The organism is Nannocystis punicea, assembly GCF_026965555.1.
In the GTDB taxonomy this organism is placed as follows: Bacteria; Myxococcota_A; Polyangia; order Nannocystales; family Nannocystaceae; genus Nannocystis; species Nannocystis punicea.
The window spans coordinates 10420300-10443888 of the sequence record NZ_CP114040.1 but is presented as its reverse complement, the minus strand read 5'-3'; the positions used below and the strand labels follow the sequence as shown (position 1 = coordinate 10443888).

Here is a 23589-nt window from a genome sequence, read left to right as displayed (position 1 = left end):
GGTCGACGATGCGGGCGCGGCGGCGGTGCGAGGCCTGTCCCTTGGAGCATGTGGTCGACGAAGGGGCACGCCGCGCGGCGACGTTCACGGCGGCCGGCGCGGTCCGCATGGTTCCGCAGCGCGGGGCGCGGCTCGATCCCTCGAGCGAGGCCGGCGACGGCGCCCTGGCGGTGTGAGACGCCGATGAGCGGGGGCAGACGGCGCGGCCGGGTCCGGCGCCGACCGAACGGCGCGACCCTCTTCAGGCCGGGGCGGTGCCGGCGGCGCGCGAGGGATCTGGGTGTCCTTTGGGACAGAAATAGCCATGGAGGATCCAGCCTGGAGGGCGAGCGCTCGACGACACGCGAATATGAACATGTCCTGAAGGACACGTGATGCGCAGGCCCGCGCGGGGCGAATGTGCGCGGCGCGAAACGGCGCGCGCTTCGGTGATGGCGAGGCGGCGAGGGCTGGGGCATAGAGGGGTGCGTGAAGGCTGCGAGTGCGGGGACGGGGCCGAGCCGCTGGGCTCGGCAGGCGGCGACGCTGCTGGCGCAGGTCCGCGACGACGCGCTGCGCGACGACCTGCGGCTGCGCTTCGACGAGCGCGCTGCGATCTGCGAGATCGACGGCGAGCTGTCGCGGACGGAGGCGGAGCGGATCGCCTTCGAGTCGCTGGTCCAGGCGCTCGAGCGCCTGCGCGGCCGCAGCTAACCCCGCTCGTGCGGCGGATGGGGCGAGCACGGCGGTCGACGTGCTCGCCAGGGGCGGGAGCGCGAGGCGGTGAACGGCTGTCCTTTGGGACATTTTGATCGACAGGGAGTGAGCGCCGGCGGGGCGACAGTGAGAGGTTGTCCTCGGGGCAGGTTGTCGAATGTCCGGGGGGCGCGGCGATGGTTGGCGCGGTCGTCTTCGACAGGGCTCGTGAGAGGATGTCCCGGGGACAGGTGAATGGATGCGGGAGTAAGCCGACGGGGGCGGCGATGGTAGCTGTCTTGGGGGGCAGTTTTTTTGACTGCCTTGGCGTGGCGCCGGGAATGATCGCGGCGGGGATCACGGGGTGATGATTCTGTCCTCGGGGACAGGTTTGTCTGGCCGCGGTGATGGGTCGGCCTCGCTGGTCCTCGGAAAGTTGTCCTCGGGGACAACTTTGGAGGATGAGCGGGAGCGCGCGGCGGGCTCGGGATTTGGCTCGCCGGCGATTTTTCGCCGCGGGGGCGCGACCTGCTCGCGCGCGCTGCCTCGTCCAGGCAGGAGGCGCGGCGCCCGGCGCCGGCTCCATCGAGGTCACGAACATGTCGTTTTTCACCCTGCGAATCCTCCCTGCTCTCTTGCTCGCCGTCGCCGTCCCGGTCGCCTGCGACGAGGAACCCGTCGACGTCGCTCACGGCGAGGCGGCGCCCGTCCTCGAGGTCGCGGCCGCGACCGCGCCGGTGGTGCTGGCCCGCGGCGTCACCGACTACACGATCACGCGCGAGGCCGCCGGCGCGCGCGTGGTCCTGCGCGGGGCGGCCGGGCCGGGCGCCCTGGTCGCGGAGACCGTGGCTCCCGGGGTCGTGCGCCTGCAGCTCGACTGGCAGGGCCGCGCGCTCGAGTTCGAGGTCGACGCCAACCAGCAGCCGGCGCCGCTGACGATCCGCGCCGGCGAACGCAGCGCGGTCGTGCACCTCGAAGGGACCGACGAACCGGCCGCGCGCGCGCTGTTCGACGAGGTGCGCGATGAATGGGAGCTGGCGCGCGCGGCCTTCGTCGAGCTCGATCTGGTGCCCGGCTTGCTCGCGCAGGTCGAGCAGCAGATCGCCGGCGGCGACGCGCTCGTCACCGACGACCTCACCCTCACCCCGCGCCCCGCGGAGGACGGCGGCTGCCCGAACATCTGCTACCAGAACGGGTGCGCGTGGTTCTGGGACCAGTACTGTCACACTGCGCCGATCGGCGGCGGGCAGTGCGTGGTGGGGGTCTGCGGCTGCGGTGACTGCTGACGCCCGGTGTGGCGCGCGGTCGGCTTGACCGGACCGCGCGCGCGCGACGACCATCGGCGACCTCGACCGCGGGGTTCATCCTCATGGATCTTTCCACGAGTCCCGACTCGATGCCGGCGCCGTCGGCGGGTTGTCTGAGCGAGGACGAGGTCGTCGAGTACTGCGGGGGCGAGGCGTCGACGGCGACGCGGCGGCGAGTCGAGGTGCACATCGATCGCTGCGGCGAGTGCCGCGAGCTGGTGGCGACGTTCGTGCGCGGCTGGCAGACGTGCGGCGCGACGGCGCTGGCGGGCACCGAGCCGCCGGGGCCCGCGGACGAGACGCGCGTGCCCGAGCGGATCGGTCGCTACGTGGTGCTGGGGCGCCTCGGCGCCGGCGGCATGGGCGTCGTACATGCCGCGTACGATCCGCAGCTCGGCCGTCGCGTCGCGCTCAAGTTCCTCGCGCCGGGCATCGCCGCCGATCCGCTGGCGCGGGCGCGGATGGTGCGAGAGGCCCAGGCGATGGCCCTGCTGGCCCACCCGAACGTGGCGACGGTGCACGACGCGGGGGTGCAGGACGATCGCGTGTGGCTGGCGATGGAGCTGGTCGACGGCGAGACGCTGGTGGCCTGGCTGGCGGCGCGACGGCGGGGCTGGCGCGAGGTCGTGGCGATGTTCCTGGCCGCGGGCGAGGGCCTGGCGGCGGCGCACGCGGCAGGGCTGGTGCACCGCGACTTCAAAGCCGACAACGTGCTCGTCGGTCGTGACGGGCGACCGCGCGTGGTCGACTTCGGGCTGGCGCGCGGAGAGGCGGACGACGAGGCGAGCGCGGCGTCCGGAGCGGTCGAGGCGGCGGCGCTGCGGCGGACGTTGACGCGTCCGGGGGCGACGCCGGGGACGCCGCGCTACATGGCGCCGGAGCAGTGGCTGGGTCAGGCGGTCGACGCTCGCAGCGACGAGTTCGCGTTCTGCGTGGCGCTGTGGGAGGCGCTGTACGGCGAGCATCCGTTCACGACGGCGAGCCCGCTGGCGCTGGCGGAGGCGGTGATCCACGAGCGGGTGCGGACGCCGAGCGCGGGGGCTCGCGTGCCGGGGTTCGTTTATCGGGCGCTGCGGCGCGGGCTGGCGCGCGAGCCGGAGCGGCGCTTCGCGACGATGGCGGCGTTGCTCGCGGCGCTGCGCGACGATCCGTGGCGACGCCAGCTGCGACGCGGGCTGGCGCTGGGGGTGACGCTGGCGCTGGCGTTCGCACTCGGCTGGCGCGTGGTGGCGCGGGAGGGGGCGATCGTGGCCTGCACTGCGGAGGCGGGCGCGATCGCGACGGTGTGGAGCCCGGGTCGGCGCGAGGCGCTGGCGCGGGAGATCGCGGCGAGCGGCGATGCCCTGGCGCAGGCGAGCTTCGCGGCGACTGCCCGGCGGATCGACGAGTACGCGGCGGGTTGGGCGAGGCTGCGGCGCGAGGCCTGCGCTCTGGCGACGGTCGACGGGACGATGGACGCCGAGGTGCACGCGCGGCTGCGCGGCTGTCTGGACGAGCTGCTGGCGGGGCTCGACGCGACGCTCGAGGTGCTCGGCACGGGGGCGACTCTGGGGCGCCTCGGCGGGGCGGTGGTGGCGATGCGGCCGCCGGGGTCGTGCCGCGAGCCGGGGCAGCTGCGCGAGCCGTCGGCGGAGCAGGCCGAGGTGGCGGCGGTGCGGCGCGCGACGCTGCGGGTGCGTCTGTCGCTGGTGGCGGGCCGGCTCGACGCGGCGGCGGCGGCGGTGAGCGCGGCGCAGGCGGCAGCGAAGGATCGACCGCAGCTGCGCGCGTTGACGGCGATCGCCGCGGCCGATGTGGCGCTGCACCGCAGCGACTTCGCGGCGGCGCGGGAGCAACTGCTCGACGCGCTGCACTTCGCCGGCGCTGCGGGAGCTTACGAGATCGCGGCCGAGGCGGCGCGCGGGCTAGTCGACGTGGTGGCGGTGAAAGGCGGCGACGTCGCGGGTGGTCGGTTGTGGACGCGACAGCTGGAGATGTGGTGGGCGCGACTCGACGCTGCGCCGGACGACGTGCGACGGGCGGCGATCGACGGCGCGCGCGCGCAGCTGGAGCTGGCCGCGGGCGACGAGGAGGCGGCCGTCGCGGCGATGCAGCGAGCGCTGGCGATCTACGGGCGCGGCTTCGGCGAGCACGACGGCGAGGTGGCGACGATCCTGATCGACCTGGCCAATCTGCACACCCGCCGCGGCTCGCACGCCGCTGCGTACGCGGAGTACGTGCGAGCGCTGGCGATCCACGAGCGGCTGCACGGGGCGGGCAGCACGTACGCGGCGGACGTGCGCTTCAACCTGGGATCGCTGAGCGAGACGCTCGACGCTCACGCGGCCGCCGGGCACTTTTTTAGAGAGGCGCTGGCGATCTACGAGTCGGCCTACGGGCGTGAGCACGTGGAGGTGGGCGAGACGTGGGCGCGCGTCGGCCGGACCGAGCTGACTCGCGGCGAGTTCGCGGCCGCCGAGAGCAGCTTCGCGCGGGCGCTGGCGCTCGCGGAGGTCGACGCCGGGCGCGCCGAGCTGCGCGGTGTGGCGCTCGCGGGCCTGGGCGAGGCGCAGCTGGGTCGCGGGGCGCTCGCGCAGGCGCTGGGGACGCTCACGGGGGCCGAGGCGGTGATGCGAGCGGCGGAGCCGGGCGCGCTCGACCGGGCGCACCTGCAATTCGCGCTGGCACGCGCGTCGTGGGCCGCGCAGCGCGAGCTGCCGCGCGCGCTCGAACTGGGGCGCGCGGCCGCGAAGACGTTCGCGGAGAGCCCGGAGGCGGCCCCGAGCTGGCGCGCGGCGGCTTCACGGTGGCTCTCTGCGCGAGAGCGACAAGACGATCGAGGTAATTTTTAGATGTCCTTCGGGACATGTTCTCGGACGTCGACCCGAGCGGCGCGGTGGCTCGCGGCGGCTCGCTGCGCCAGAGCGATGAGACGATCACGATATGTCGGATAATACATGTCCTTGAGGACATGGTCTTGCGACGCTCGGCCCGCGCGTGCGCGAGGATGAACCCCACCGCTCGCACGTCGTGCGGCGACCCCGAGCGTCGAGGTCGGGGTCGCGCAGGCGGGGCGTTCACAGGAATTCGTAGGGGCCTGCGCGCACGCCGGTGCGGATGACGAGCGGGCGGTCGGTCCGCGGCGGCTGGGGTTTCGGGGGCGGGTTGTTCTTGGGCTTCATGGCGGATCTTCCTGGCGCCGCGGGAAGGGCGGCGCCACCGGGGAGAGGCGGCGTCGGGCGCCGAGTCGCGGCTGCCGGCGGCGCAGGTTCCGTGACAAACTGCACGCGCTTGTCGGACGTCCTCGCGGCTTCGTTCCTCTCGTGTCTCTCGAGCCCGGCGCAGGTCGTCGATCGGGCCGCGGTGTCGTCCGCGCTGGCGGCGATCGTCGCGGCCGCGCGGCGTCGCTTCGCCGGGGTCGCGCTGAGCGAGGACGAGGTCGGGCGGTTCCTCGGCGAGAAGGTCGCGGCGGAGGCCGACCCGCTGGCCGCGCTGGCGAGGCTGCGGGCCGAGGAGCTGTGCCTGGTCGCGGCGTGTCTGGCGGGCGACCCGCGGGCGCTGCAGTGCTTCGACGCGGCGTATCTGTCGCCGGTGGCCGAGCGGCTGGCCCGCGCGGGGCTGACGGCGGACGTCGTGGCGGACGCGCGGCAGCGGATCGCCGGCAGCTTGCTGGTGGCCGACGCGAGCGGGACGCGGCGGCTGGCCACGTACTCGGGGCGCGGCGACCTGGCCGGGTGGCTGTACGTGGCGGTCGCTCGCGAGGCGCGGCGTCTGGCGGGCCGCGAGGCGCGGCAGACGTCGGCCGACGATCTCGAGCTGGCCGACGAGCGCGTCGGCGGCGATCTCGAGCTGGCCCACCTCAAGGCGACCTACGGCGAGGCGTTCCGCCGCTCGTTCCACGCGGCCCTGGCCGAGCTCGACGAGCAGGCGCGCAACCTGCTGCGGCAGCACCTGCTCGACGGCCTCAGCATCGACCAGATCGCGGCGCTGCAGAAGGTCCACCGGGCGACCGCCGCGCGCCGGCTGGTCCGCGTGCGCGAGGATCTGGCCCTGCGGACCCGCGCGCTGCTGGTGCAGTCGCTGAAGCTGTCCGAGTCGGAGTCGCACAGCGTGCTGCGGCTGATCCGCAGCCAGCTGGACCTCAGCCTCTCGCGCGTGCTCGGGGCGGGCGGGTGAAGCGAGCGGGCCGACTCGCGGTCCACGGCGAGGGACCCCGTTCCCGGCACCGTCGGTCACGCGCCGATGCCCCGCGAGCGCCGCGGCTGAATCACGTTCGGCTCGTCGTACCTGGCGACCGCCGTCGCGCCGCCTGACTGCAGTGCACTCCTGGCGATGGGTCGGGACGGCGCGGATCGTCGGTCGTCGTGGACGGCGACGGGGTGCGGCGGGTCAGCTGCTATATGGTCTTCAGGGCATGCCCGTTCGGGCATGTCTTGAAAGCTCAGTCCGAAGAGACAGGGCCTTCGGGCCATGTCCCTTGTAACAGGTGAATGACGAGGCCGACGTGCGACAGCGGGCGGCTGAGGTCGTCGGGGTCGGGGTTGGTCTCGTAGTCGAGGAGGACGACCGGGCCGGCGGCGCCGAGGCGCTGCAGCTCGAGCAGCTGGGGGCCGAGGTGGTGCGCGAGGACCCAGCGGTAGGTGGGCAGGTAGATCTGCCGCCGGGCCTCGGCGTAGGACAGGAGGCGCGTGCCGGCGAGGCCGTCGCGGTGGCCGAGGCAGGTGCCGAGGCGCTGCACCGTGCGCTTGATGCCCTTCATGGTGGTGATGTCGAGCTTGCTCGGGTCGACGTCCTGGGTGGCGAACACCTTGAGCGCCTGCCACACGCCCTCGACCGAGGCGGCGGCGCGCCCGGGGGTGAAGGGCACCGGGATGCCGCCGTGCGGGTAGAAGGGGCTGAACTTGACCCACGGGTCAGGCCCGCGCGAGGTCAGGTCGAGGACGGTGGCGCCCGGGAAGCGCTTGCCGACGTGGGCCAGCGCGTGACGGTTGTAGAGGTGGAAGCTCATGGCGCGTGCACGGCGGCCAGGGCGTCGAGGTCGAAGCCGCCGCTGCGACCGGTGCACCACTGGCCGGACGGATCGTACTCGTCGCCGACGTCGATGAGGCGGACGTAGTGGGCGCGCGCGAGGCCGACCTCGGCGAGATCGAAGGCGTCGCCGCCGGCCTCGGCGGGGTCGGTAGGGTCGAGGCCGTTCTGGGAGTTGGCGCGGACCAGCGCGACGCCGGCGCAGCCGCGCAGGAGATCGTCACCCACCGGGTCGCAGGCGAAAGCGCGCCAGTCGACGCCGTCGTCGCTGACGAGCACGCGCGCCGGCTCGGCGAAGGTGCCGTCGCCGACCACGAACGGGTTCTCGAACACGAGCAGGTCGGGGCCGGGGCCGTCGACCACGCCGTCGCCGGCGAAGTAGACGGTGATCTGGCCGCCGCAGCCGAGCGACAGCACGTCGAGGCCGGCGTTGCCGTTCGCGCCGGCTTCGGGCGGGCCGAGGACGATCTCGGGGAACGACTCGTCGCCCCAGCCGCCGCCCTCGGGCACGAACTCGTCGACGCAGTCGGCGAACGCATCGTCTGTCCCCGAGGACATGTCCTCGGGGCAAGACCCGAGCGCGGGGTGGCGGTCGAGGCCGTCGTCCGCGTCGTCGATCGGGGCGCAGGCGAACGCGAGGAGCAAGGGGGCGAGGCGGGCGCGGATCGTCATGGCGCGGGGCTGGTGACCGCAGCGATCGCGGCGCGCAGGGTGCTGTCCATCGCCCGGCCCTGGTGGACCCAGCGGATCTGCCCGTGGGCGTCGACGAGCACCAGGTGAGGATAGACGGACAGGCGGAAGGCGCGGGCGATCGCGCCGTGGTCGAGGACGATGCGGAACGGCAGCTGCTTGTCGTCGCGGTAGCGGGCGGCGATCGCCCTCTGGTCGCCCTCGCGGTCGCAATTGACGCCGATCACCGCGAAGCCGCGGTCGCCGAGCTCGCGGTGGACCGCGGCGTACTTGCTCATCTCGTCGCTGCACACGCCGCACCAGCTGGTGAAGAAGACCAGCAGCCGGGCCCCGCCGCGCAGGTCGGCGGTGGTGAAGTCGCCGCCGTCGAGGTCCTCGGCGTGGAAGTCGGGCACCCCCTCGCCGACGGCCACCGGCGCGAGGGTGCGCCAGTGCGCGGCCAGGTCGGCGGCGTCGCGCCCGGCGCTGACGAGCGGCAGCAGGACGACGAGGGCGCCGACGACGACGGCGGCGCGGCCGGGGGGCGCGGGCGTGGCTGTCTCTCGGGACATGCACACCGCCGGGCGGACCCACAGCGCGAGGCCGGCCGCCAGGACCGCGCCGAAGATCTCGAGGCTGTACTTCGGGACAGGCAGCGGGTGGCCGGCGCCGGCGAGGAGGCGGGCGAGCGCGACCACGAGCAACATCGGCAGGAGGCACAGGGCAGCCCGGTGGGCCCGCTGCGGGCCGAGGATCGCCTCGACCGCGAGGGTCGTGACGAGCCACGGGATCAGGACGGTGAAGCCCGACAGCAAGGTGGGCAGGGCGGCCAGCCCGGCCATGGCGGTGAAGTCGGCCACCGCGTCGCCGATCGGCAGGAGGTGGGCGCCGGCGGCGAACAGGAGGATGAAGAGGAGGCCGTCGCGCGCGCCGTCCTCGGGCGCCAGCGAGGCGGCTGTCGCTCGCGGGTGGAGGAGCGCGCCGCCCCAGCGCGCGAGCGCGGTGCGGAGTCGGTTCATGGGCCGCGCCTCCGGGCCGGGCGAGGGATGAGGTGTGAGGGGGCGAGGCGAGCGTTCACCGCGGAGGTGGTGAGCAGGGGGACGGTCGAGGGGGCGGCGCGATGATTCACGCTGCGTTCGGCCCGGTGCGCGAGGAGGGCCGCGGTACAGGCGGATCGGGCGGTGCGATGGGGCATGGCGGAGCCGTTCAGGGTTGACCGAGCCTACGGCGGGCGGCGGCGACGAGCGGGCGCGGGAGGCGGCGCGCGTCGGCGACGCGGCGGAGGTCGGGCCGACGCAGGCGCCACAGCAGGCTCATCGCCTGCGGCAGCGGGGTGGCCGGATCGAGGACGGCGGCGACGCGGGCGTCGTAGGGCGCGACGCGTCGCGCGGGCACGGGCACGGGCACGACGGCGGCGGGCGCGGGCTCCAGCGGCGCCGGCAGATCGGCGTCGTCCTGGTCGGGCGGATCGGCGGGCAGCGGCGGCGCGGCGGCCAGGTCCTCGCCGGCGCGCGAGCGGACGGCCGCCTGCTGGCGCGCGGCGTGGTCGTCGGACCTGTCGTGAGGGACATGTCCGGAGAGCAAGGCCCCATGCAGGCCGCGCAGGCCCGGCACGCGCTCGCGGGCGCCGAGCTCGACGGCGGCGTGGAGGGCGGCGCTCGGACAGCGCGGGTTGTGGGCCAGGGCCGCGAGGATCGCCGGCGCGGCCAACAGGCGCGCGTGCGCGAGGGCGATCGCCTCGCAGGTGCGCGGCGGGCCGCAGCGAGCGACCAGCGCGAGGGTGTCGGCGTGGACCTGCGGGTGACGCACGAGCACCGCGAGCTCGTCGGCGCGATCGATGCGGCGCCGGGCCATGAAGTCGAGCGCGGGCGCGGGCAGCAGCGGGTCGGCGAGGGCGGCGAAGATCGCAGGGCCCGGGAGCTCGGCGGCGGTGCGCCCGGCGAGCTCGGCGTGCGGCGAGTGATCGAGCGCCCACAGGTGATAGAGGGCCAGCCAGGTGTCGCTGCCCGGCGCGGGGATCAGGGCGCGGGCCGCCAGCTCGCGTTGCGCCGGGCCGGCGCCGGGGCCGACCAGCTTGTGCAGGCGGGCGCCGAGGCGCGCGTCGCTGAGGGGCGGGTGCAACATGGCCGAAAGGTCAGGTGGTCGGCCGCGGGAGGAACAGCCGGCCGACCGGGAGCTCGACGTCCTGGAACGGCGGGACGCGGGCGACCGCAGTGTCGTCCCAGGCGCCGGCGACTACCCACTGACTGTCCTTGAGGACATATGCTTCGAGGAGCCGCTCGGCCGGGTCGATCAGCCAGTAGTAGGGGACGCCGTGCTCTGCGTACAGTCGGGCCTTGAACACGCGGTCGTTGCGGGCGTTGGAGGGCGAGAGGACCTCGCAGATCCAGTCGGGCACGACGTCGATCGGGCGTAAGTTGGCGGGCGAGGGGAGCCGCGAGCGTCGCCAGCCGACCAGGTCGGGGCGGGTGACGTCGTGGCGCGTGAATCGGACGTCCATCTCCGTGAAGATCCACCAGCCGTCGGGGCCGTCGGTGTCGTCGTCGAAAGGACCGCCGATGAAGCGGCTCATGCTGCGCTGCACGCGGCTGTGATCGGAGAGGCCGCCCGGCTGCGTGACGATCTCGCCGGCGTGCAGCTCGGCGTGCACGTCTTCGGGGACCGCCAGGAGATCCTCGTAGGTCTTGAGCTTGCGCGCGGCCTCCATGGCTCGAACCGTACCACATGCAGCCGGGGCGGGCGCGCGGAGGCGGCGCCGGGCTTCACGGAGGGCCTTCAGCGCGGCCGTCGAGGATGTTTGCGTCAGACCGCGGGCGGGCGGTGGAGGGCGTGGATGAGGCGCAGGCCCTCGAGCACGAGGGCGTCGTCGACGACGTCGATCACGTCGGTCTCGCGGGCGACGTCGGGGGCGAAGCCGCCGGTGGCGACGACCGTGACGGGGTGATCGAGCTCGTCGCGGATCCGCCGGATCATGCCCTCGACCAATCCGACGTAGCCGTACAAGAGTCCGGACTGCACGGCCATGATCGTGTTGGTGCCGATGACGCGGGCGGGCCGGGCGATGTCGACGCGCGGGAGCTTGGCGGCGCGGGCGAACAGGGCGTCGGCGCTGATGCCGATCCCGGGGGCGATGACGCCGCCGAGGTACTCGGGCGCAGGCGTGACGACGTCGAAGGTCGTGGCGGTGCCGAAGTCGACGACGAGGACGCCGCGGGCCGGCTCGGAAGCGCCCGCGGTGCCGCGCGCGCCGTAGCGGCGGTGGGCGGCCACGGCGGCGACGATCCGGTCGGCGCCGACCTCGTGCGGCGGGTCGTAGAGGATCGGCATGCCGGTCGGCAAGCCCGGCTCGACGACCAGCGCGCCGAGCCCCGCGTAGTGCGAGAGGGCCCGCAGGAGCGGCCCGACGACCGGAGGGACCACGCTGGCGATCACCGCGTCGCGCAGGTCGGCGAAGCGGATGCCGACGAGCGCAAGCACGCGCTCGACGGCGACCGCGAGCTCGTCGCGGGTCCAGTTGCGCTGGGTGGCGAGGCGCAGCTCGCATCGCAGCTCGGCCCCCGCGAACACCCCGATGGATGTGTTGGAATTGCCCACGTCGATGGCGAGCAGCATGGCCGGGGCACTCTAACCCCGGCGGCTCGACCTCTGCTACCGTGGCGCCCGTGGACGACGAGCCCAAGGCAGCGCAGGGGCCGCAGCCGCCGCAGCGGCCGCAGGAGCCGAGCGTGTCGCCGACCGCGGTCACGCGCGAGGAGAAGCTCGACGACACGATGCACGCCAGTCGGTCGATGATCCTCCGCCGGCTGCCGCTCGACGGCCAGGCGCGCGAGGCGGAGATCCGGCGCCGGCAGCAGGCCCGCGGGCAGTACCGCCTGGCCCTCAAGACCTGGTCGATGCCGCTGCTGATGATCGGCGCGGTGGTCGTGGTCTTCTACCTGCTGTCGTTCTGGCTCAACGTCCTGTCGTACACCGGCACCGACGAGCTGAGCCTCGTCGACCGCCTGATCCACCAGGACCTCGAGAAGGCGCAGAACACCGTCGGCGGCCTCGGCGAGGTGATGGCGGCGGTCCTCGGCCTGGCGCTGACCGTCTCGAGCATCATCGTGCAGCTGGCGGCGACCCGGTTCACGCCGCACATCACGGTGCTGTTCTTCCGCGCGCGCACCAACATGCTGGTGCTCGGCTTCTTCGTGGTGTCGACGCTGTTCGTGGTGTGGGTGAACTTCTCGCTCGACGGGGCCGACTACGCCGGCCCGCGCTGGGACGTGATGTTCTCCATGATGCTGATGACGACCAGCCTGCTGCTGCTGTTCCCGTACTTCGCGTACGTGTTCGACTTCCTCGACCCGAACAAGATCATCGGCCGGATCAAGACCAACGGGCTCGACGCCTGCACCACCAAGCTCGGCCGCCAGTCGATCAGCATCGAGCAGCGCCAGCGCAGCGCGGTCGAGGCGGTCGAGCACCTGACCAACATCGGCCTCAACGCGCTGCAGCAGAAGGACAAGAACATCGTCTCGACGACGATCGACGCCCTGCGCGAGTTCTGCGTCGAGTACGGCGAGATGAAGAACGGCATGGTGCTCGAGTGGTTCAAGATCCCGGACCGCCAGAGCCCCGACTTCGTGTCGCTGTCCCCGGAGGCGATCACCGACCTCCGCCACCGCCGGACCTGGCTCGAGTGGAAGGTCCTGCGCCAGTACCAGATGCTGTTCACCGAGGGCCAGTCGCAGATCAAGGACATCTGCTACCTGCTCGCCATCAACACCCGCCGCCTCGGCGAGGCCGCCTCGGTCTACGGCGACCTGCGCGCGCTCGACCTGACGATCAAGTTCTTCAACACCTACCTGCGCGCCACCCTCAACGCGTCGGACATCCGCACCGCGTACAACATCCTCCACCAGTACCGCCAGCTCGGCGAGACGGTGCTCGAGATCGGCAAGCGCTCGAAGCCGACGGTGATCGACCGCGACAAGACGCTGGCCGACCGCGCCGTCGAGATCGCGCACCGCATGCGCTACTACTCGGGGGTCGCGTTCCAGCGCAACATGGCGTTCGTCGCCGAGGTGATCGCCCACGACATCGGCACGATGTGCCAGCGGGCGTTCCAGCTCAGCAGCGAGTGCCACGACGACCTGCTGAAGATCTTCCTCGCGGTCGACGACGCGACCGAGTCGAGCGACAAGGCCAAGACGCTGCGCGGGGTGCGGAAGGCCCAGATCAAGCTGGCCACCCACTACCTGGTGTACGGCGCGACCTCCCTGGCGCGCCGGATCGCCGAGGACATGCGCCTGGAGGACCCCCGCCGCCTGCGCTCGATGTGGATCGAGCTGGCCAACCTCGACACGCCCGAGTTCTGGGAGGTCAACGACCGCGGGTCCAACTTCGACTACCTGACGCCCGACCAGAAGGCGATGCTGCCGAAGTTCTTCCAGTGGTTCGACGGCCTGCAGGCCGAAGGCCCGGTGCTCTACGACTCGCTGGTGCTGCGCAAGTGAGCCGATTGTCGGGACATGTCTGAAGGGACATGTCCACGCCGGCGCTGTTCGTCCGCCAGCGCGAGCAGGCGCAGCGGCACGTCCTCGTCGGCGGTGAGCTCGAAGGTGGCCGAGAACGGGGTGCCGTCAGCGATGCGCTGCAGGACGTCGGCGCACATCTGCGGGGCACAGTCCACTTCGGTGGCGATCACGCGCAGGCGGGCGCCGGAGGCGACTGTCTCGCCCGGGGCTTCTCGCGGCGGGCGCCCTCGTGGCACGCTCGCGCGCGATGCAGCCCGCCCCCCGGTCCCTCGCGCTGTTGTTCGGGTCGCTCGCGGTCGCCTGCGGCGAGACCACGAGCCCGCCGATCGTGGCGAAGCCGGAGGCGCAGGAGAACCCGGTGGCGCCGCCCCTGGCGCCCGAGATGAAGCCGGTGAAGACCGAGGCGAAGACCGAGCCGAAGCCGCACGTGCCCGAGGCGGCCCTGGTCGCGGCGCCGAGCGAGCCGGCGGCGCCTCCCCCGGTGGTGTCGCAGGCCGCGGGCCCGGCGTTCTTCGCGGTCGACAAGAAGGGGATCGTGCGGCTCGACGGCGGCGAGTTCGTGCCGCTCAAGGACGGGCCGGACGAGCTGATCAAGAACCTCCACATCGCCGCCGACGGGGCGCTGTGGGTGCTCGGGTTCGAGACGATCTACAAGCTGCCCAAGCTCGACGCCGACGGTTTTAAAGAGGTCGTGCGCGGCGACTTCCGCGAGACCGGCACGATCGACGACTTCTTCGTGGTCGCCGACGATGACCTGTGGGTCGCGGGCTTCGGCGGCGTGTCGCACTGGGACGGCAAGGCGTGGACGCGCGAGGAGAAGCCGGCGATCGGGGCCGGCGACGACATCCTCGACGGGATCGCCGTCGACCGCGAGGGCAAGGTGTGGATCGCCTCGTCGAACCGCGTCCATGTCAAGGACAGGGGCGCCTGGAGCACCCTCGACCTCGGCAAGATCAAGGACCCGCTGTTCATGGAGGGGGTCGGGCGCGCCGCCGACGGCACGGTCTACGCATTGGCCTCGGCGGCATTGATCAAACTCGGGCCGGGGGCGGCCGACGCGGAGGCGGTGAAGATCGGCGGCGGCAGCGTCCCGTCCTACAGCGACCTGGCCCTCGGGACAGATGGCACGTTCGCGGCGCGCAACCTGTTCGACCTCGTGATCTCGACGCCGAAGGCCACCAAGGTGTGGCGGAAGAAGGACTACATGTCCGAGGGCGTGCGGGCGCTGGCGGTCGATGCGTCGGGGCGAGTGTGGGTCGGTGGCGAGATCGGGGTGACGATCCTCGGGCCGGGCGACGTGAAGGTGGAGTGGCCGTCGGGGTCGGTGCCGGAGCTGTCGGGCGAGGTGGTCGGCGTGGCCGTCGCCGGCGCGGGTCCGGCCGTGCTGCCGGCGACCGGGCCCGTCCAGACGGGCGGGCTCAAGGGCAAGCTGTTGCGCGGCGGTGGGCCGGTGGTCGGGGTCGAGGTGGAGCTGTGCCCCAGCCCGAAGCTGATGTTCACGAAGACGCCGTGCGCCGACAGCTCGGTCAAGTTCGCCGGCAAGACCGACGACCAGGGCGAGTGGAAGTTCGACGCGGTGCCGCTCGGCGCCTACGGCATCGCCCTCAAGTCCGAGGGCAAGTGGCGGATCACCATGGGCTCCGACCTCGGGATCGAGATGAGGCGCGGCGAGGTGTTCGATGTCGGGTCCATCTCCCTCGACAAATAGCGGAGAGCGGCGAGGAGGCCGCCGCCCGGGCCCTGCGGGTGCGCGGCCGGCTCCGGCGCCGGTCTCGCCTCGAGACGTCGCCGCAACGATCCTGCGGAGTTAGCCGCGGCGGTCGGGTCGGCGATTGTATAGACCTGTCGCCGTCGCCGATGTAGGCGATGGACGGCACCTGAGATTTCGCGGCGAGCGATTGTGGAGACCCGCACGGGCGGTCGGGCCGCCGTCCGGAGCCCGCCGCGCCCGTGAATAACGGCGTTCTGCGGGGGATGGACGGGTGTTTGCGGGCTTTCGTGGCGCGCGCGCGTCGCCTCCGGCTTGCGCCTCTCCACAGTGTCTCGTGGCGGCCCGAGGGGGTCGACGAAATATTCGGTCCGTGCGTCCCGGCGGATGGCCGGCGACCGGAGGGCCGAAATGCTTCGTTCTGCCATGATGTTAACGACTACGTTTGCGTTCGCGTCGCCGTTCGTGCTGCTGCAATCGACGGCGGCCCAGCCGCTGAAGGCGGAGGATCCCGAGACGTCGTGGTGCCCGGGTGATTGCGACGACGACGAGGATTTCGCGGCGAGCGAGAGGGACTTCGAGCTCGACCTCGCCCTGTGCGGGGGGGTGCTCCTCGGCGAGGATCACCGCGACTGCGAGGTGCGGAAGGGGCCGGCGTGCCTGGCCGCGTGTACGTTCGACGCGGTCGGGCCGGCGTGCCTGTCGGAGGTGGGCGATCGGGCGACCCCGCGGGCGCTGGCGGCCTGCGAGGCCGACAGCGTCGCCGTGTGCCGCAGCGAGTGCGACGCGGGCGGGGCCGCGTTCTGCGAGCGCGGCAAGGAGGTGGCATTCGTCGATATTCTCGCGTGCATCGGCGTCGGCATCGACGCCGGTTAATCGCCCCGGAACCGCCGCACGCACGTGACGGGCCCGCGTCCTGCACGCGGACGACGGGGCCGTCGCGGGCGGCTCCGGGACCGGTGCGACCTGACGTTCTGGGGAGTACGGACAGGTCGGGGGTCCCGGGGCTCTCCCGGGCGCGCGGCGGGGCGGGAGGTCGACTCCCGCGATTCGGGGCGAATCATCGAAGCCGCAGGGCGCTGCGGACGGAGCTGGGCCGGGGGCGTCGTATCGACGCCCCCGGCGGCCCCGTCTTCGCCGCCCGACGACGTCCCGCGAATGTTCCCTGGATTGTGATCACCATGATAGCTCGTGCGACTGTCGACATCACCGAGTTGCACCGCAGGATCGCGGAAGTACGATTCGGGGCGGCGACGGAATGCACCCCGGCGCCGCTTCGAAAGGATCGAACATGATGCGCAAGATCTTGCTGGTCGCGCCGCTCCTCGCGTTCACCCTCCCGTTCGCGAGCGCTGCCCGGCCGCTGGCCACCCCGGCGCCCACGGCCGAGCTCTGCTGGGGCGACAGCTGCGACGACGGCGACAAGAAGCTCGAGATGCTGATCTGCGTCGAGGTCCAGCTGCCAGCCCATCGCGACTACCAGTGCGATCTCCAGCAGGGCCCGCAGTGCCTGACGAACTGCACGGCGGAGGCCGTGACGCCGCTGTGCCTCCAGGAGCTCGGCGACCGGACGCGCTCGGCCGCGGCGCTGCAGGCCTGTCAGGCCGAGCGCGAGGCGACCTGTCGCAGCCAGTGCGAGGGCGCCGGCGCGGCGTTCTGCAGCGAGGGCGCGCGCTGGGACGACGACAAGTACGACGACAAGTACGACGACGAGTACGACGACGACGACGAGTACGACGACAAGTACGACGACAAGTACGACGACGACGACGAGTACGACGACGACGACGACGAGTACGACGACGACGACGACGACGACAAGTACGACGACAAGGACGACGACGACAAGGACGACGACGACGACGACGACGACAGCGGCGGGAAGCTGGTGTTCGTCGACGTCGACGTGTGCTTCTGGCTCGACGTCCACGACTGAGCGCCGGTCTGCCGGCCGCTCGTGCGGCCGCCGCGTCCGCGCCAGGGAACCGGCGCCGCGGCCGTCGGACGGCCTTCCAGGACCCCGGGGCGCCCCTGCGCTCCGGGTCGTTCGCGTTACAGAGGGGAGTCCGCGGATGTCGACAAGAACATGGCTGAAGAGACAGTCGCTGGCGCGCGGCCCGGCGGCGCGGCGCGTGGGCGAGCGCCCGCGCCGGGCGAGGGGGCAGGGCGGCGATCGGGCGGCGGCGAGCGCGGCGGTCCGGCCCGCGGGATGGCAACACAGACATGTCCCGAGCGACATGTTCGAAGCGGCCCGGCGCGGACGCGGCCCCAGGGGCGTCCTATGGGATGTCCCGAAAGACAGGCGGCTCGAGGCGCGGCCGGAACTCGCATGTCTCGAGGGACAGGCGCCTCCGGAGGGGCGTCCACGCGGGCGGGCGCGTCAGCGGGCGTGCGAGCGCGCCCGACGGCGGGCTGGTGGGGTCTGCGGGGCGTTGGCGTGCCTCGCCGGTGCGGGAGCTCGGGACCTTCGGGAGCATGATCGAGCGGGGCTCCGGGGCGCCGGATCGGCTCTCGACCGACGTCCCCGACGACGACGGCCCCGGCGAGCGCGAGGCGCCGGGCGGCGGCGAGGCCCGGAAGTTCGGCCGCTTCCGCCTGCTGCGCCTGCTCGGCCCGGGCGGGATGGGGGTGATGCGCGCGGCGTACGACGGCCAGCTCGACCGGGCGCCGAAGAGGGTGCACGGCGATCGCAACACGGCGGTGATCGGTCGCTTCATCCGCGAGGTCAAGGCGCTGGCCGAGATGTCGCGCCCGACCGGGGTCCAGAGCTTCGACGCGAGCGCGCTGCGGAGGTCGGTGTTCCGGGCGATGGAGCTGCGCGAGGAGACGGCGGTGCGCCGGCGCGAGGGCGGGTTCGAGGCGAGCGTCGGCCTGTTCTTTCAGGCAGGTCGGAGAGCGTCGGCGGTGCACGCGGCCGGGCTCGTGCGTCGCGACTTCAGGTCCGACGACGTGAGGGTCGGCGACGACGGGCGCGCGCGGGTGATGGACGTCGGTCCGGCAAGGGCGACCGAAGGGCCGCCGTCGGTGTCGTCCGTCCCGGTCGCCGCCGACGAGCCGCGCGGCGAGGTTGAGCGGACTGCCGTCGTGCGGCGGTCGGCACGCGGGCGTGCATGTCGCCTGCTGCACCGTGAGGCGGGGGTCGAAGGCGCGCTCCCCCCACGAGGTCACGCGCTCGGCCGACGGTTCAGCGGGCCGTTTGCGTCCAGGTGACCGGCAGTTCGTGGACGCCGTAGATCTGCATGTTGGTCCTGAGTTTCACCTCGCCGGCGGGGACGGCGAGCTCGAGGGTCGGGAAGCGACGCAGCAGCGCCGCGAACCCGGCACGCATCTCGATGCGGGCCAGTTGGTTGCCGAGGCAGTGGTGGAAGCCGTGGCCGAAGGCCAGGTGACCGCGGGCCTTGCGTTGGATGTCCAGAGTGTCGGGGTCGTCGAAGCGCCGGGGGTCACGGTTGGCGGCCAGCATCGAGACGACAACGGTCGAGCCCTTGCGGATCGTTTCGCCGCCGAGTTCGAGGTCCTCCGTGGCGTAGCGATAGAGGATGTCGACGACGGACAGGTAGCGCATGAGCTCCTCGACGGCGTCGGGGAGCAGCTCCGGACGAGCGCGCAGTTCGGCGAGCTGATCGGGGTGCTCCAGGAGCGCGAAGGTGCCGAGCGCCAGCATGTTGGCGGTGGTCTCGTGACCTGCGAGCAGCAGCAGGAAGGCGATGCCGGTCAGCTCCTCGACGGTGAGGTCGTCGTGGCGGGCCAGGTCGGACAGGATGTCGTCGCCGGGGACGGCGCGTTTGCGCGTGACGAGTTCGGAGAGGTATGTGGTCAGTGCTCCGTACGCGGCCATCTTCTCGTCGAGCGGAATGTCCTTCTCCAGGAACCTGGCGGAGTTGACCTGGAAGTTCCCCCGATCGGCGTAGGGGACACCGAGCAGTTCGCAGATCACCAGCGAGGGCACCGGCAGCGCGAACTCCTGGACCAGGTCGACCGGCGGGGTGAGGCGCGCCAGTTCGTCCAGTTGTCGCTCCGCGATGGCGAGGATCTGCTCTTCGAGCATTTGCATGCGCTTGACGGTGAAGGCGCCGGTGAGCCGGCTCCGCAGCCGGGTGTGGTCCGGCGGGTCCATGGCGATGAACAGGCCCGGCACCTGCGGGGATGGTTCGGTCATGGCGGGCATGCCGGGGACCTCGTACGGCACGTGGAGAACGCCGAGGTCCTGGCGAGAGCTGAACCGGGTGTCGGCCATGAGCTGGCGGACCGCGTCGTGGCCGGTGACGAGCCAGCCCTCGTGACCGTCGGGGAAGATCATGGGACTGACAGGGCGAGCCTGGCGCAGCCGGGTGATCGGGCGCGGCGGATCGAAGGGGCCTGCATCGCGCTCCATGGGGAGGCCGTGCGGGATGGGAATCGTCAACGCGGGGTCGTTCATGACGCGAGCGTGCACCTTGACCTCGGGTCAAGGTCAAACCGCGATTTTTTGCGCGGTTCGTGATCCCGAATGCGGACGGGCTCGAGCGAACAATGAAGGGACCACGCTCGGCGTGGCGCCTCGTCCAGGCGATGGCGCCGAGCCGGGCCGAGGAATCGAACCGATCGACACGGACCCGCGAATGCGAGGCCTCGCCGTCATGGATCTGGAATGGGCACGCCCGCGGCGCGGAGTTTGTTCTCGACCAGCTTCGTCAGCCTCGCCCAGGCCAGCGCCTGGTCGGGCCCGTAGCGGCGGATCATCCCGTAGCGGGCGTCGGCGTCGTCGCTGTGGCCCTGGAAGCTGGTCAGGATCGCCAGCAGCCCAGGGTTGGCGAGGAAGTGATCGACCGTGGCGGTCGCGAGCTCCTCGATGCGCGGATCGTCCGGTGCCCAGGCCGCGGCCTCCAGGGCGCGCTTGGACAACTCGACGAACTTGGCGTCGCCGAGGGCGCGCTCGACCTCGGTGAGGTAGTCGTCGAAGCCCTCCGGGACCAGCGCCCTGGCCAGCACCAAGCCGTCCCGGATGTCCGCGATGGTCTCGGCGCTCAGCCCGAAGTCGGGCAGCCGGTCCAGGAACGCACGTGCCCGGTCGGGCAGCAGGACCCCGGCGCCGCCGGCGAGTCGGTGCAGCATGGCGCGTCGGGCCATCAGGTCGTCGATCCGCTCGGTGAGGCGCCGCTGGACGTCGGCGATGGCGGCGGCGAACTGCGCGGCGTCGGCGTCCAGCATCGGCCCGATCTCGGCCAGCGGCACGCCGGCGGCGGCCAGCGTCCGGACCTGGACCAGCCGGAGCAGCTCGGCAGGGCCGTATCGCCGGTAGCCGGAGCCGTCACGCCGGGGTTCCTCGACGAGTCCGTGCTTGTGGTAGTGCCGCACGGTCTTCACCGTGACACCGGCGAACGCCGCCGCCTGGCTGATCGTGACGCGGTTGCTCATCGGCTCGGAGGACTCGCTGTCGGTAAATGGCGGCGGTCTCGCGGACCGCATCGACGATGGCAGGACAGTTCGTGGTGTCCACGTGTAAGCATGAACGTTGACCCAAGGTCAAGGTCAAGACAGCGAAGAGACGATCCGTTCAATACCCGTTGCGCGCAGGGCTGCCGAGCAATCGTCGGATGGATCGACTCCTCGTCGAGCGCAGCGCGGGGCGGGTCCATGGCGAACGAATGGCTCGCGGCGGACGCGGGTGAGCGGGCGCGAATGACAGGACCTGCGGTGGGAGGCAGCGGCCGCGGCGCGACGACACGGGGGCGCGAATCCTCGGGGTGGGGTCGATCGCGAACGCGTGGCTCGCGGCGGACGCGAGCGAGCGGGCGCGAATGACAGGACCTGCGGCGTGAAGCGGCGGCCCGCGAGGCGCGACGGCAGGGGCGCGAATCCTCCTGGCGCGAATCGTCGACAGGGCCGGCGGCGTGACGCGTCGATGGCGAACCGATCGCTCGCGGCGGATCTGTGAGGCACGGGTGGCGCGAATTCTTCGCGGGTCCGTGGCGAAGCGATCGCGACTCGGCGGACCCTGGCGAGCGGGCGCGGATCCTCGACAGGACCTGCGGCGAAGCGGCGGCCGGCGCCGACGAGGACTCCTGGTGCGAGGAGGACGATCGTCCGGCCTCGTGGAAGAGCACCGCGGCCGCGGCGGGGCTGGCGGCGTGCGGCGACGGGACGCTGCGCGGAGAAAATCGGGCTCGCGCTCAAGATCGGCCTGCGCCGGCGTTTTCGGGCCTCAGGCCCTGTTTGCGCGAAATCGCGCAGGAGCCCGAAGGACGCTTCCCTCTGGTGTCGGGCGGGCGAACTGCATAACTTCGGCCGACGAGCATGCAGGGTCGGCGACAACCGGACGAGTCGACGCTGTCGGAGACGGCGGAGACCACCTACGACCGTGACTTCACGGCGCCGCAGCGGTTCGCGCCGGCTCTGGTGGTGTTGTGGTCGCACGACGAACCGGACCGGGTCGGCGAGGTGGTGGTGTTGCCGCCCACGGCGCGCGGGATGAGCTTCACGCTGGGGCGGGCGGTCGAGAGCTACGAGGACGGGTCGTTGCCGCTGACGCTGAGGCGGCTGCGGCCGTTCGCCAGCGAGGATCGCGGGCCGTTCCAGTCGGCCCGGGTGTCGCGCTGGCAGATCCGCATCACCGTCGAGCAGGGCGACGAGCTGGCGATCGAGGGCATCGGCAAGGGCGAGCTGCGGATCAACGACCAGCCGACGCGCGGCGCCACGGTCCTGCCCGGCGACACGATCGAGGCGGTGGGGCGGTTCATGCTGCAGGCGACGCGGCGGCCGCTCGACTGGCCGCGGCCGGGGCCCTGGCCCGACCCGTTCCCGTTCGGCACCGCGGACCGGTTCGGGCTGGTCGGCGAGTCGCCGGCGGCGTGGCTGCTGCGGCAGCAGATCCTGTTCCTGGCCCAGCGCGACGGCCACGTGCTGGTCGAGGGGCCGAGCGGGGCGGGCAAGGAGCTGGTGGTGCGGGCGATCCACGCCGCCTCGAGCCGCGGGGCGCGGCCGCTGATCGCTCGCAACGCGGCGACGATCCCCGAGCGGCTGATCGACGCCGAGCTGTTCGGCAACCTCAAGGATTACCCCGTCCCCGGGACGCCCGATCGCAGCGGCCTGTTCGGCGACGCCGACCGCTCGTCGCTGTTCCTCGACGAGATCGGCGAGCTGTCGGAGACGCTGCAGGCGAGCCTGCTGCGGGTGATGGACAGCGGCGAGTACCAGCGCCTGGGCGACTCGTCGATGCGGGCGACCGACGTGCGGGTCCTGGCGGCCACCAACCGCGAGCCCGGCGAGCTCAAGCACGACTTCTTGGCCCGCTTCACCCACCGCGTGCGCGTGCCGGGCTTCGACGAGCGGCCGGAGGACGTGCTGCTGGTGGCGCGGCACCTGCTGCGCGGGTTCGCGGCGCGCGACCCGACGATCGCCGAGCGCTTCTTCGTCGCCGGCGAGCCGCAGCTCAGCCCGCGCCTGGTCGCCGCGCTGGCCCGCCACCGCTTCACCGCCCAGACCCGCGAGCTCACCGAGCTGCTGTGGCGGGCCATCGCCACCAGCTCGAGCTCGCTGCTCGACCTGCCCGACGACTTCGTCGCCCGCCCCGCCGCGTCGACGCCGGCCCCGACCGCCGACTCGACCGACCCGCGCGAGCTGTCGCGCGAGCAGATCGTCGCCGCCCTGGCCCGCGTCGGCGGCGTGCGCGACCGGGCCTGGCGCGAGCTCGGGCTGCGCAGCCGCGACCAGCTCAAGCGGCTGCTGAAGAAGCACGACATCACGTGAGGCGCGGGCGGCCGCGAGCGCTGGCGATATGTCCTGAAGGACATGTTTTAATCATAATAATAATGCCGCTCGTCCGCTCGCTCGGGTCGCCCGCGAATACGTGTCCTTTGGGACATGGGTTCGGCTGAAGCCGCTGCGGGGCCGGCGGTCGCCGGCGGGCGGAGACATGTCCTGATGGACAGGTGTTCGAAGCTCGGTCGCGCGGAGGCCGGTCAGGATGAGGCGCGTCGCTCGGCGCTCCGGTGGTTATCTGTCTCTGAGGACACGTCGACGTCCGCTCGCCCGCTGCGCGGCGCGCCCGAGCAAATCGTACCGGCGGCGGGGCCGGCCCGCGCAAGCGCTGCGGTGGTCGGCAGCGGGCGCGGGTCTACGCTTTCGGCCAGGAGGTCGTATGTCGAACGTCGTCGGCGGACTCATGGGATGGACAGTCGTGGCGCTGCTGGTCGCGGGCGGGTGCGCCCCGCCGGAGTCGCGGCCGGGCCAGTCGGGGGAGCCGGGCGGGATGGTGAACTACGTCGTCGCGGGCCGGCCGATCGAGACCGACGACGGCCTGTACGTGCTCGAGTTCTCGCCGTTCTCCAACAGCAACTTCGCCTGGCCGTCGACGCCGGGGCGCACGCGGATGTCGCTCGAGGTCCGGACCGGGCCGGGGTTCGTGGTCGACGACGAGGACGCCGCCGTCGACGAGACGGCCGAGGCGGAGATGCCGACGTACCCGCTGATGCTGACGTTCGACGCCGCGGTCCCGCCGGCCTCGGCGATCGGCCACGCGTTCTTCCCCGACGTCTGGCCCACGCGCTCGGACGGGACCCAGTGGACGGTCTCCGTCGACTTCGCCGCGCCGGGCGACTGGGTCCTGCCGATCACCGTGGCCGACGGCGACGGCCACATCGACCGCGTGCGCGCGACCTTCCGCGTCGTCTCCCAGAACCCCGGCCAAGGCCGCCCGGCCCGGCCGCCGGGGGCCGGCTGAGGG

21 protein-coding genes are annotated in these 23589 nt (G+C 72.6%); 12 read left to right on the top strand and 9 right to left on the bottom strand.

Annotated elements, in window-relative coordinates:
• Window positions 1–41: 41 nt before the first annotated feature.
• The 5 genes from O0S08_RS40035 to O0S08_RS40015 all read left to right on the top strand — a co-directional run bounded on the left by O0S08_RS40035 (window position 42) and on the right by O0S08_RS40015 (window position 6137).
• Window positions 42–176 (top strand): hypothetical protein, encoded by a 135-nt coding sequence (locus O0S08_RS40035; RefSeq protein ID WP_269034758.1) that lies wholly within the window; start codon window positions 42–44, stop codon window positions 174–176.
• A 292-nt stretch (window positions 177–468) separates the two neighbouring features.
• The gene (locus tag O0S08_RS40030) at window positions 469–693 is read left to right on the top strand and encodes a hypothetical protein (protein ID WP_267704405.1); all 225 of its coding nucleotides are present in this window, start codon (window positions 469–471) and stop codon (window positions 691–693) included.
• Window positions 694–1274: 581 nt separating this feature from the next.
• Window positions 1275–1961, top strand: coding sequence for a hypothetical protein (locus O0S08_RS40025; protein ID WP_269034757.1), 687 nt, complete (start codon window positions 1275–1277; stop codon window positions 1959–1961).
• Between the two features lie 110 nt (window positions 1962–2071).
• On the top strand, window positions 2072–4813 hold the full coding sequence (locus tag O0S08_RS40020) for a serine/threonine-protein kinase (RefSeq protein WP_269034756.1): 2742 nt from the start codon (window positions 2072–2074) through the stop codon (window positions 4811–4813).
• A 439-nt stretch (window positions 4814–5252) separates the two neighbouring features.
• Complete coding sequence (locus O0S08_RS40015; RefSeq protein WP_269034755.1) at window positions 5253–6137, top strand: RNA polymerase sigma factor; 885 nt, start codon at window positions 5253–5255, stop codon at window positions 6135–6137.
• 265 nt (window positions 6138–6402) lie between these two features.
• Here O0S08_RS40015 and O0S08_RS40010 read toward each other — a convergent pair whose 3' ends face one another.
• From O0S08_RS40010 to O0S08_RS39985, 6 genes are all read right to left on the bottom strand, one after another.
• Window positions 6403–6969 (bottom strand): DUF6939 family protein, encoded by a 567-nt coding sequence (locus O0S08_RS40010; RefSeq protein WP_269034754.1) that lies wholly within the window; start codon window positions 6967–6969, stop codon window positions 6403–6405.
• Entirely contained in the window at window positions 6966–7661 is a 696-nt protein-coding gene (locus O0S08_RS40005; RefSeq protein ID WP_269034753.1) for a cell surface protein, read from the bottom strand. The genes O0S08_RS40010 and O0S08_RS40005 overlap by 4 nt, the downstream gene beginning before the upstream one ends.
• Window positions 7658–8677, bottom strand: coding sequence for a TlpA family protein disulfide reductase (locus O0S08_RS40000; RefSeq protein WP_269034752.1), 1020 nt, complete (start codon window positions 8675–8677; stop codon window positions 7658–7660). Before O0S08_RS40000 ends, O0S08_RS40005 begins: the two co-directional genes overlap by 4 nt.
• Window positions 8678–8864: 187 nt before the next feature.
• Window positions 8865–9782: a hypothetical protein gene (locus O0S08_RS39995; protein ID WP_269034751.1), complete on the bottom strand. Its 918-nt coding sequence runs from the start codon at window positions 9780–9782 to the stop codon at window positions 8865–8867.
• A 10-nt stretch (window positions 9783–9792) separates the two neighbouring features.
• Window positions 9793–10365 carry a Uma2 family endonuclease gene (locus O0S08_RS39990; protein WP_269034750.1) on the bottom strand — a complete coding sequence of 191 codons (573 nt, stop codon included), beginning with the start codon at window positions 10363–10365 and terminating at the stop codon, window positions 9793–9795.
• A gap of 95 nt (window positions 10366–10460) precedes the next feature.
• Window positions 10461–11270 (bottom strand): type III pantothenate kinase, encoded by an 810-nt coding sequence (locus O0S08_RS39985; protein ID WP_269034749.1) that lies wholly within the window; start codon window positions 11268–11270, stop codon window positions 10461–10463.
• A gap of 50 nt (window positions 11271–11320) precedes the next feature.
• Here O0S08_RS39985 and O0S08_RS39980 point away from each other — a divergent pair, with 50 nt between their 5' ends.
• On the top strand, window positions 11321–13156 hold the full coding sequence (locus tag O0S08_RS39980; RefSeq protein ID WP_269034748.1) for a DUF2254 family protein: 1836 nt from the start codon (window positions 11321–11323) through the stop codon (window positions 13154–13156).
• Here O0S08_RS39980 and O0S08_RS39975 read toward each other — a convergent pair.
• Window positions 13129–13413 carry a hypothetical protein gene (locus O0S08_RS39975; RefSeq protein WP_269034747.1) on the bottom strand — a complete coding sequence of 95 codons (285 nt, stop codon included), beginning with the start codon at window positions 13411–13413 and terminating at the stop codon, window positions 13129–13131. The genes O0S08_RS39980 and O0S08_RS39975 overlap by 28 nt on opposite strands.
• Before the next feature lie 11 nt (window positions 13414–13424).
• Between O0S08_RS39975 and O0S08_RS39970 the strand changes: the two genes are divergently transcribed.
• From O0S08_RS39970 to O0S08_RS39955, 4 genes are all read left to right on the top strand, one after another.
• On the top strand, window positions 13425–14885 hold the full coding sequence (locus tag O0S08_RS39970; RefSeq protein WP_269034746.1) for a hypothetical protein: 1461 nt from the start codon (window positions 13425–13427) through the stop codon (window positions 14883–14885).
• 426 nt (window positions 14886–15311) lie between these two features.
• Window positions 15312–15761, top strand: coding sequence for a hypothetical protein (locus O0S08_RS39965; protein ID WP_269034745.1), 450 nt, complete (start codon window positions 15312–15314; stop codon window positions 15759–15761).
• Between the two features lie 415 nt (window positions 15762–16176).
• The gene (locus O0S08_RS39960; protein WP_269034744.1) at window positions 16177–16821 is read left to right on the top strand and encodes a hypothetical protein; all 645 of its coding nucleotides are present in this window, start codon (window positions 16177–16179) and stop codon (window positions 16819–16821) included.
• A gap of 539 nt (window positions 16822–17360) precedes the next feature.
• Window positions 17361–18095, top strand: a complete 735-nt coding sequence (locus tag O0S08_RS39955) for a protein kinase family protein (RefSeq protein WP_269034743.1) — start codon at window positions 17361–17363, stop codon at window positions 18093–18095.
• Here O0S08_RS39955 and O0S08_RS39950 read toward each other — a convergent pair.
• Together O0S08_RS39950 and O0S08_RS39945 are read right to left on the bottom strand one after the other, a co-directional pair.
• Window positions 18070–19305, bottom strand: coding sequence for a cytochrome P450 (locus O0S08_RS39950; RefSeq protein WP_371879517.1), 1236 nt, complete (start codon window positions 19303–19305; stop codon window positions 18070–18072). The two genes, O0S08_RS39955 and O0S08_RS39950, sit on opposite strands and share 26 nt — an antisense overlap.
• Before the next feature lie 197 nt (window positions 19306–19502).
• Entirely contained in the window at window positions 19503–20282 is a 780-nt protein-coding gene (locus O0S08_RS39945; RefSeq protein ID WP_269034741.1) for a MerR family transcriptional regulator, read from the bottom strand.
• Between the two features lie 879 nt (window positions 20283–21161).
• Here O0S08_RS39945 and O0S08_RS39940 point away from each other — a divergent pair.
• Together O0S08_RS39940 and O0S08_RS39935 are read left to right on the top strand one after the other, a co-directional pair.
• Window positions 21162–22613, top strand: coding sequence for a sigma-54-dependent transcriptional regulator (locus O0S08_RS39940; protein ID WP_269034740.1), 1452 nt, complete (start codon window positions 21162–21164; stop codon window positions 22611–22613).
• Window positions 22614–23004: 391 nt separating this feature from the next.
• Entirely contained in the window at window positions 23005–23586 is a 582-nt protein-coding gene (locus O0S08_RS39935) for a hypothetical protein (RefSeq protein ID WP_269034739.1), read from the top strand.
• Window positions 23587–23589: the final 3 nt, after the last annotated feature.

Coding starts and splice junctions, on each gene's coding strand:
- O0S08_RS40025 (WP_269034757.1), top strand. CDS start 1,275: ATGTCGTTTTTCACCCTGCGAATCCTCCCTGCTCTCTTGCTCGCCGTC.
- O0S08_RS40020 (WP_269034756.1), top strand. CDS start 2,072: ATGCCGGCGCCGTCGGCGGGTTGTCTGAGCGAGGACGAGGTCGTCGAG.
- O0S08_RS40010 (WP_269034754.1), bottom strand. CDS start 6,969: ATGAGCTTCCACCTCTACAACCGTCACGCGCTGGCCCACGTCGGCAAG.
- O0S08_RS40005 (WP_269034753.1), bottom strand. CDS start 7,661: ATGACGATCCGCGCCCGCCTCGCCCCCTTGCTCCTCGCGTTCGCCTGC.
- O0S08_RS40000 (WP_269034752.1), bottom strand. CDS start 8,677: ATGAACCGACTCCGCACCGCGCTCGCGCGCTGGGGCGGCGCGCTCCTC.
- O0S08_RS39995 (WP_269034751.1), bottom strand. CDS start 9,782: ATGTTGCACCCGCCCCTCAGCGACGCGCGCCTCGGCGCCCGCCTGCAC.
- O0S08_RS39990 (WP_269034750.1), bottom strand. CDS start 10,365: ATGGAGGCCGCGCGCAAGCTCAAGACCTACGAGGATCTCCTGGCGGTC.
- O0S08_RS39985 (WP_269034749.1), bottom strand. CDS start 11,270: ATGCTGCTCGCCATCGACGTGGGCAATTCCAACACATCCATCGGGGTG.
- O0S08_RS39970 (WP_269034746.1), top strand. CDS start 13,425: ATGCAGCCCGCCCCCCGGTCCCTCGCGCTGTTGTTCGGGTCGCTCGCG.
- O0S08_RS39965 (WP_269034745.1), top strand. CDS start 15,312: ATGATGTTAACGACTACGTTTGCGTTCGCGTCGCCGTTCGTGCTGCTG.
- O0S08_RS39960 (WP_269034744.1), top strand. CDS start 16,177: ATGATGCGCAAGATCTTGCTGGTCGCGCCGCTCCTCGCGTTCACCCTC.
- O0S08_RS39955 (WP_269034743.1), top strand. CDS start 17,361: ATGATCGAGCGGGGCTCCGGGGCGCCGGATCGGCTCTCGACCGACGTC.
- O0S08_RS39950 (WP_371879517.1), bottom strand. CDS start 19,305: ATGAACGACCCCGCGTTGACGATTCCCATCCCGCACGGCCTCCCCATG.
- O0S08_RS39945 (WP_269034741.1), bottom strand. CDS start 20,282: ATGAGCAACCGCGTCACGATCAGCCAGGCGGCGGCGTTCGCCGGTGTC.
- O0S08_RS39940 (WP_269034740.1), top strand. CDS start 21,162: ATGCAGGGTCGGCGACAACCGGACGAGTCGACGCTGTCGGAGACGGCG.
- O0S08_RS39935 (WP_269034739.1), top strand. CDS start 23,005: ATGTCGAACGTCGTCGGCGGACTCATGGGATGGACAGTCGTGGCGCTG.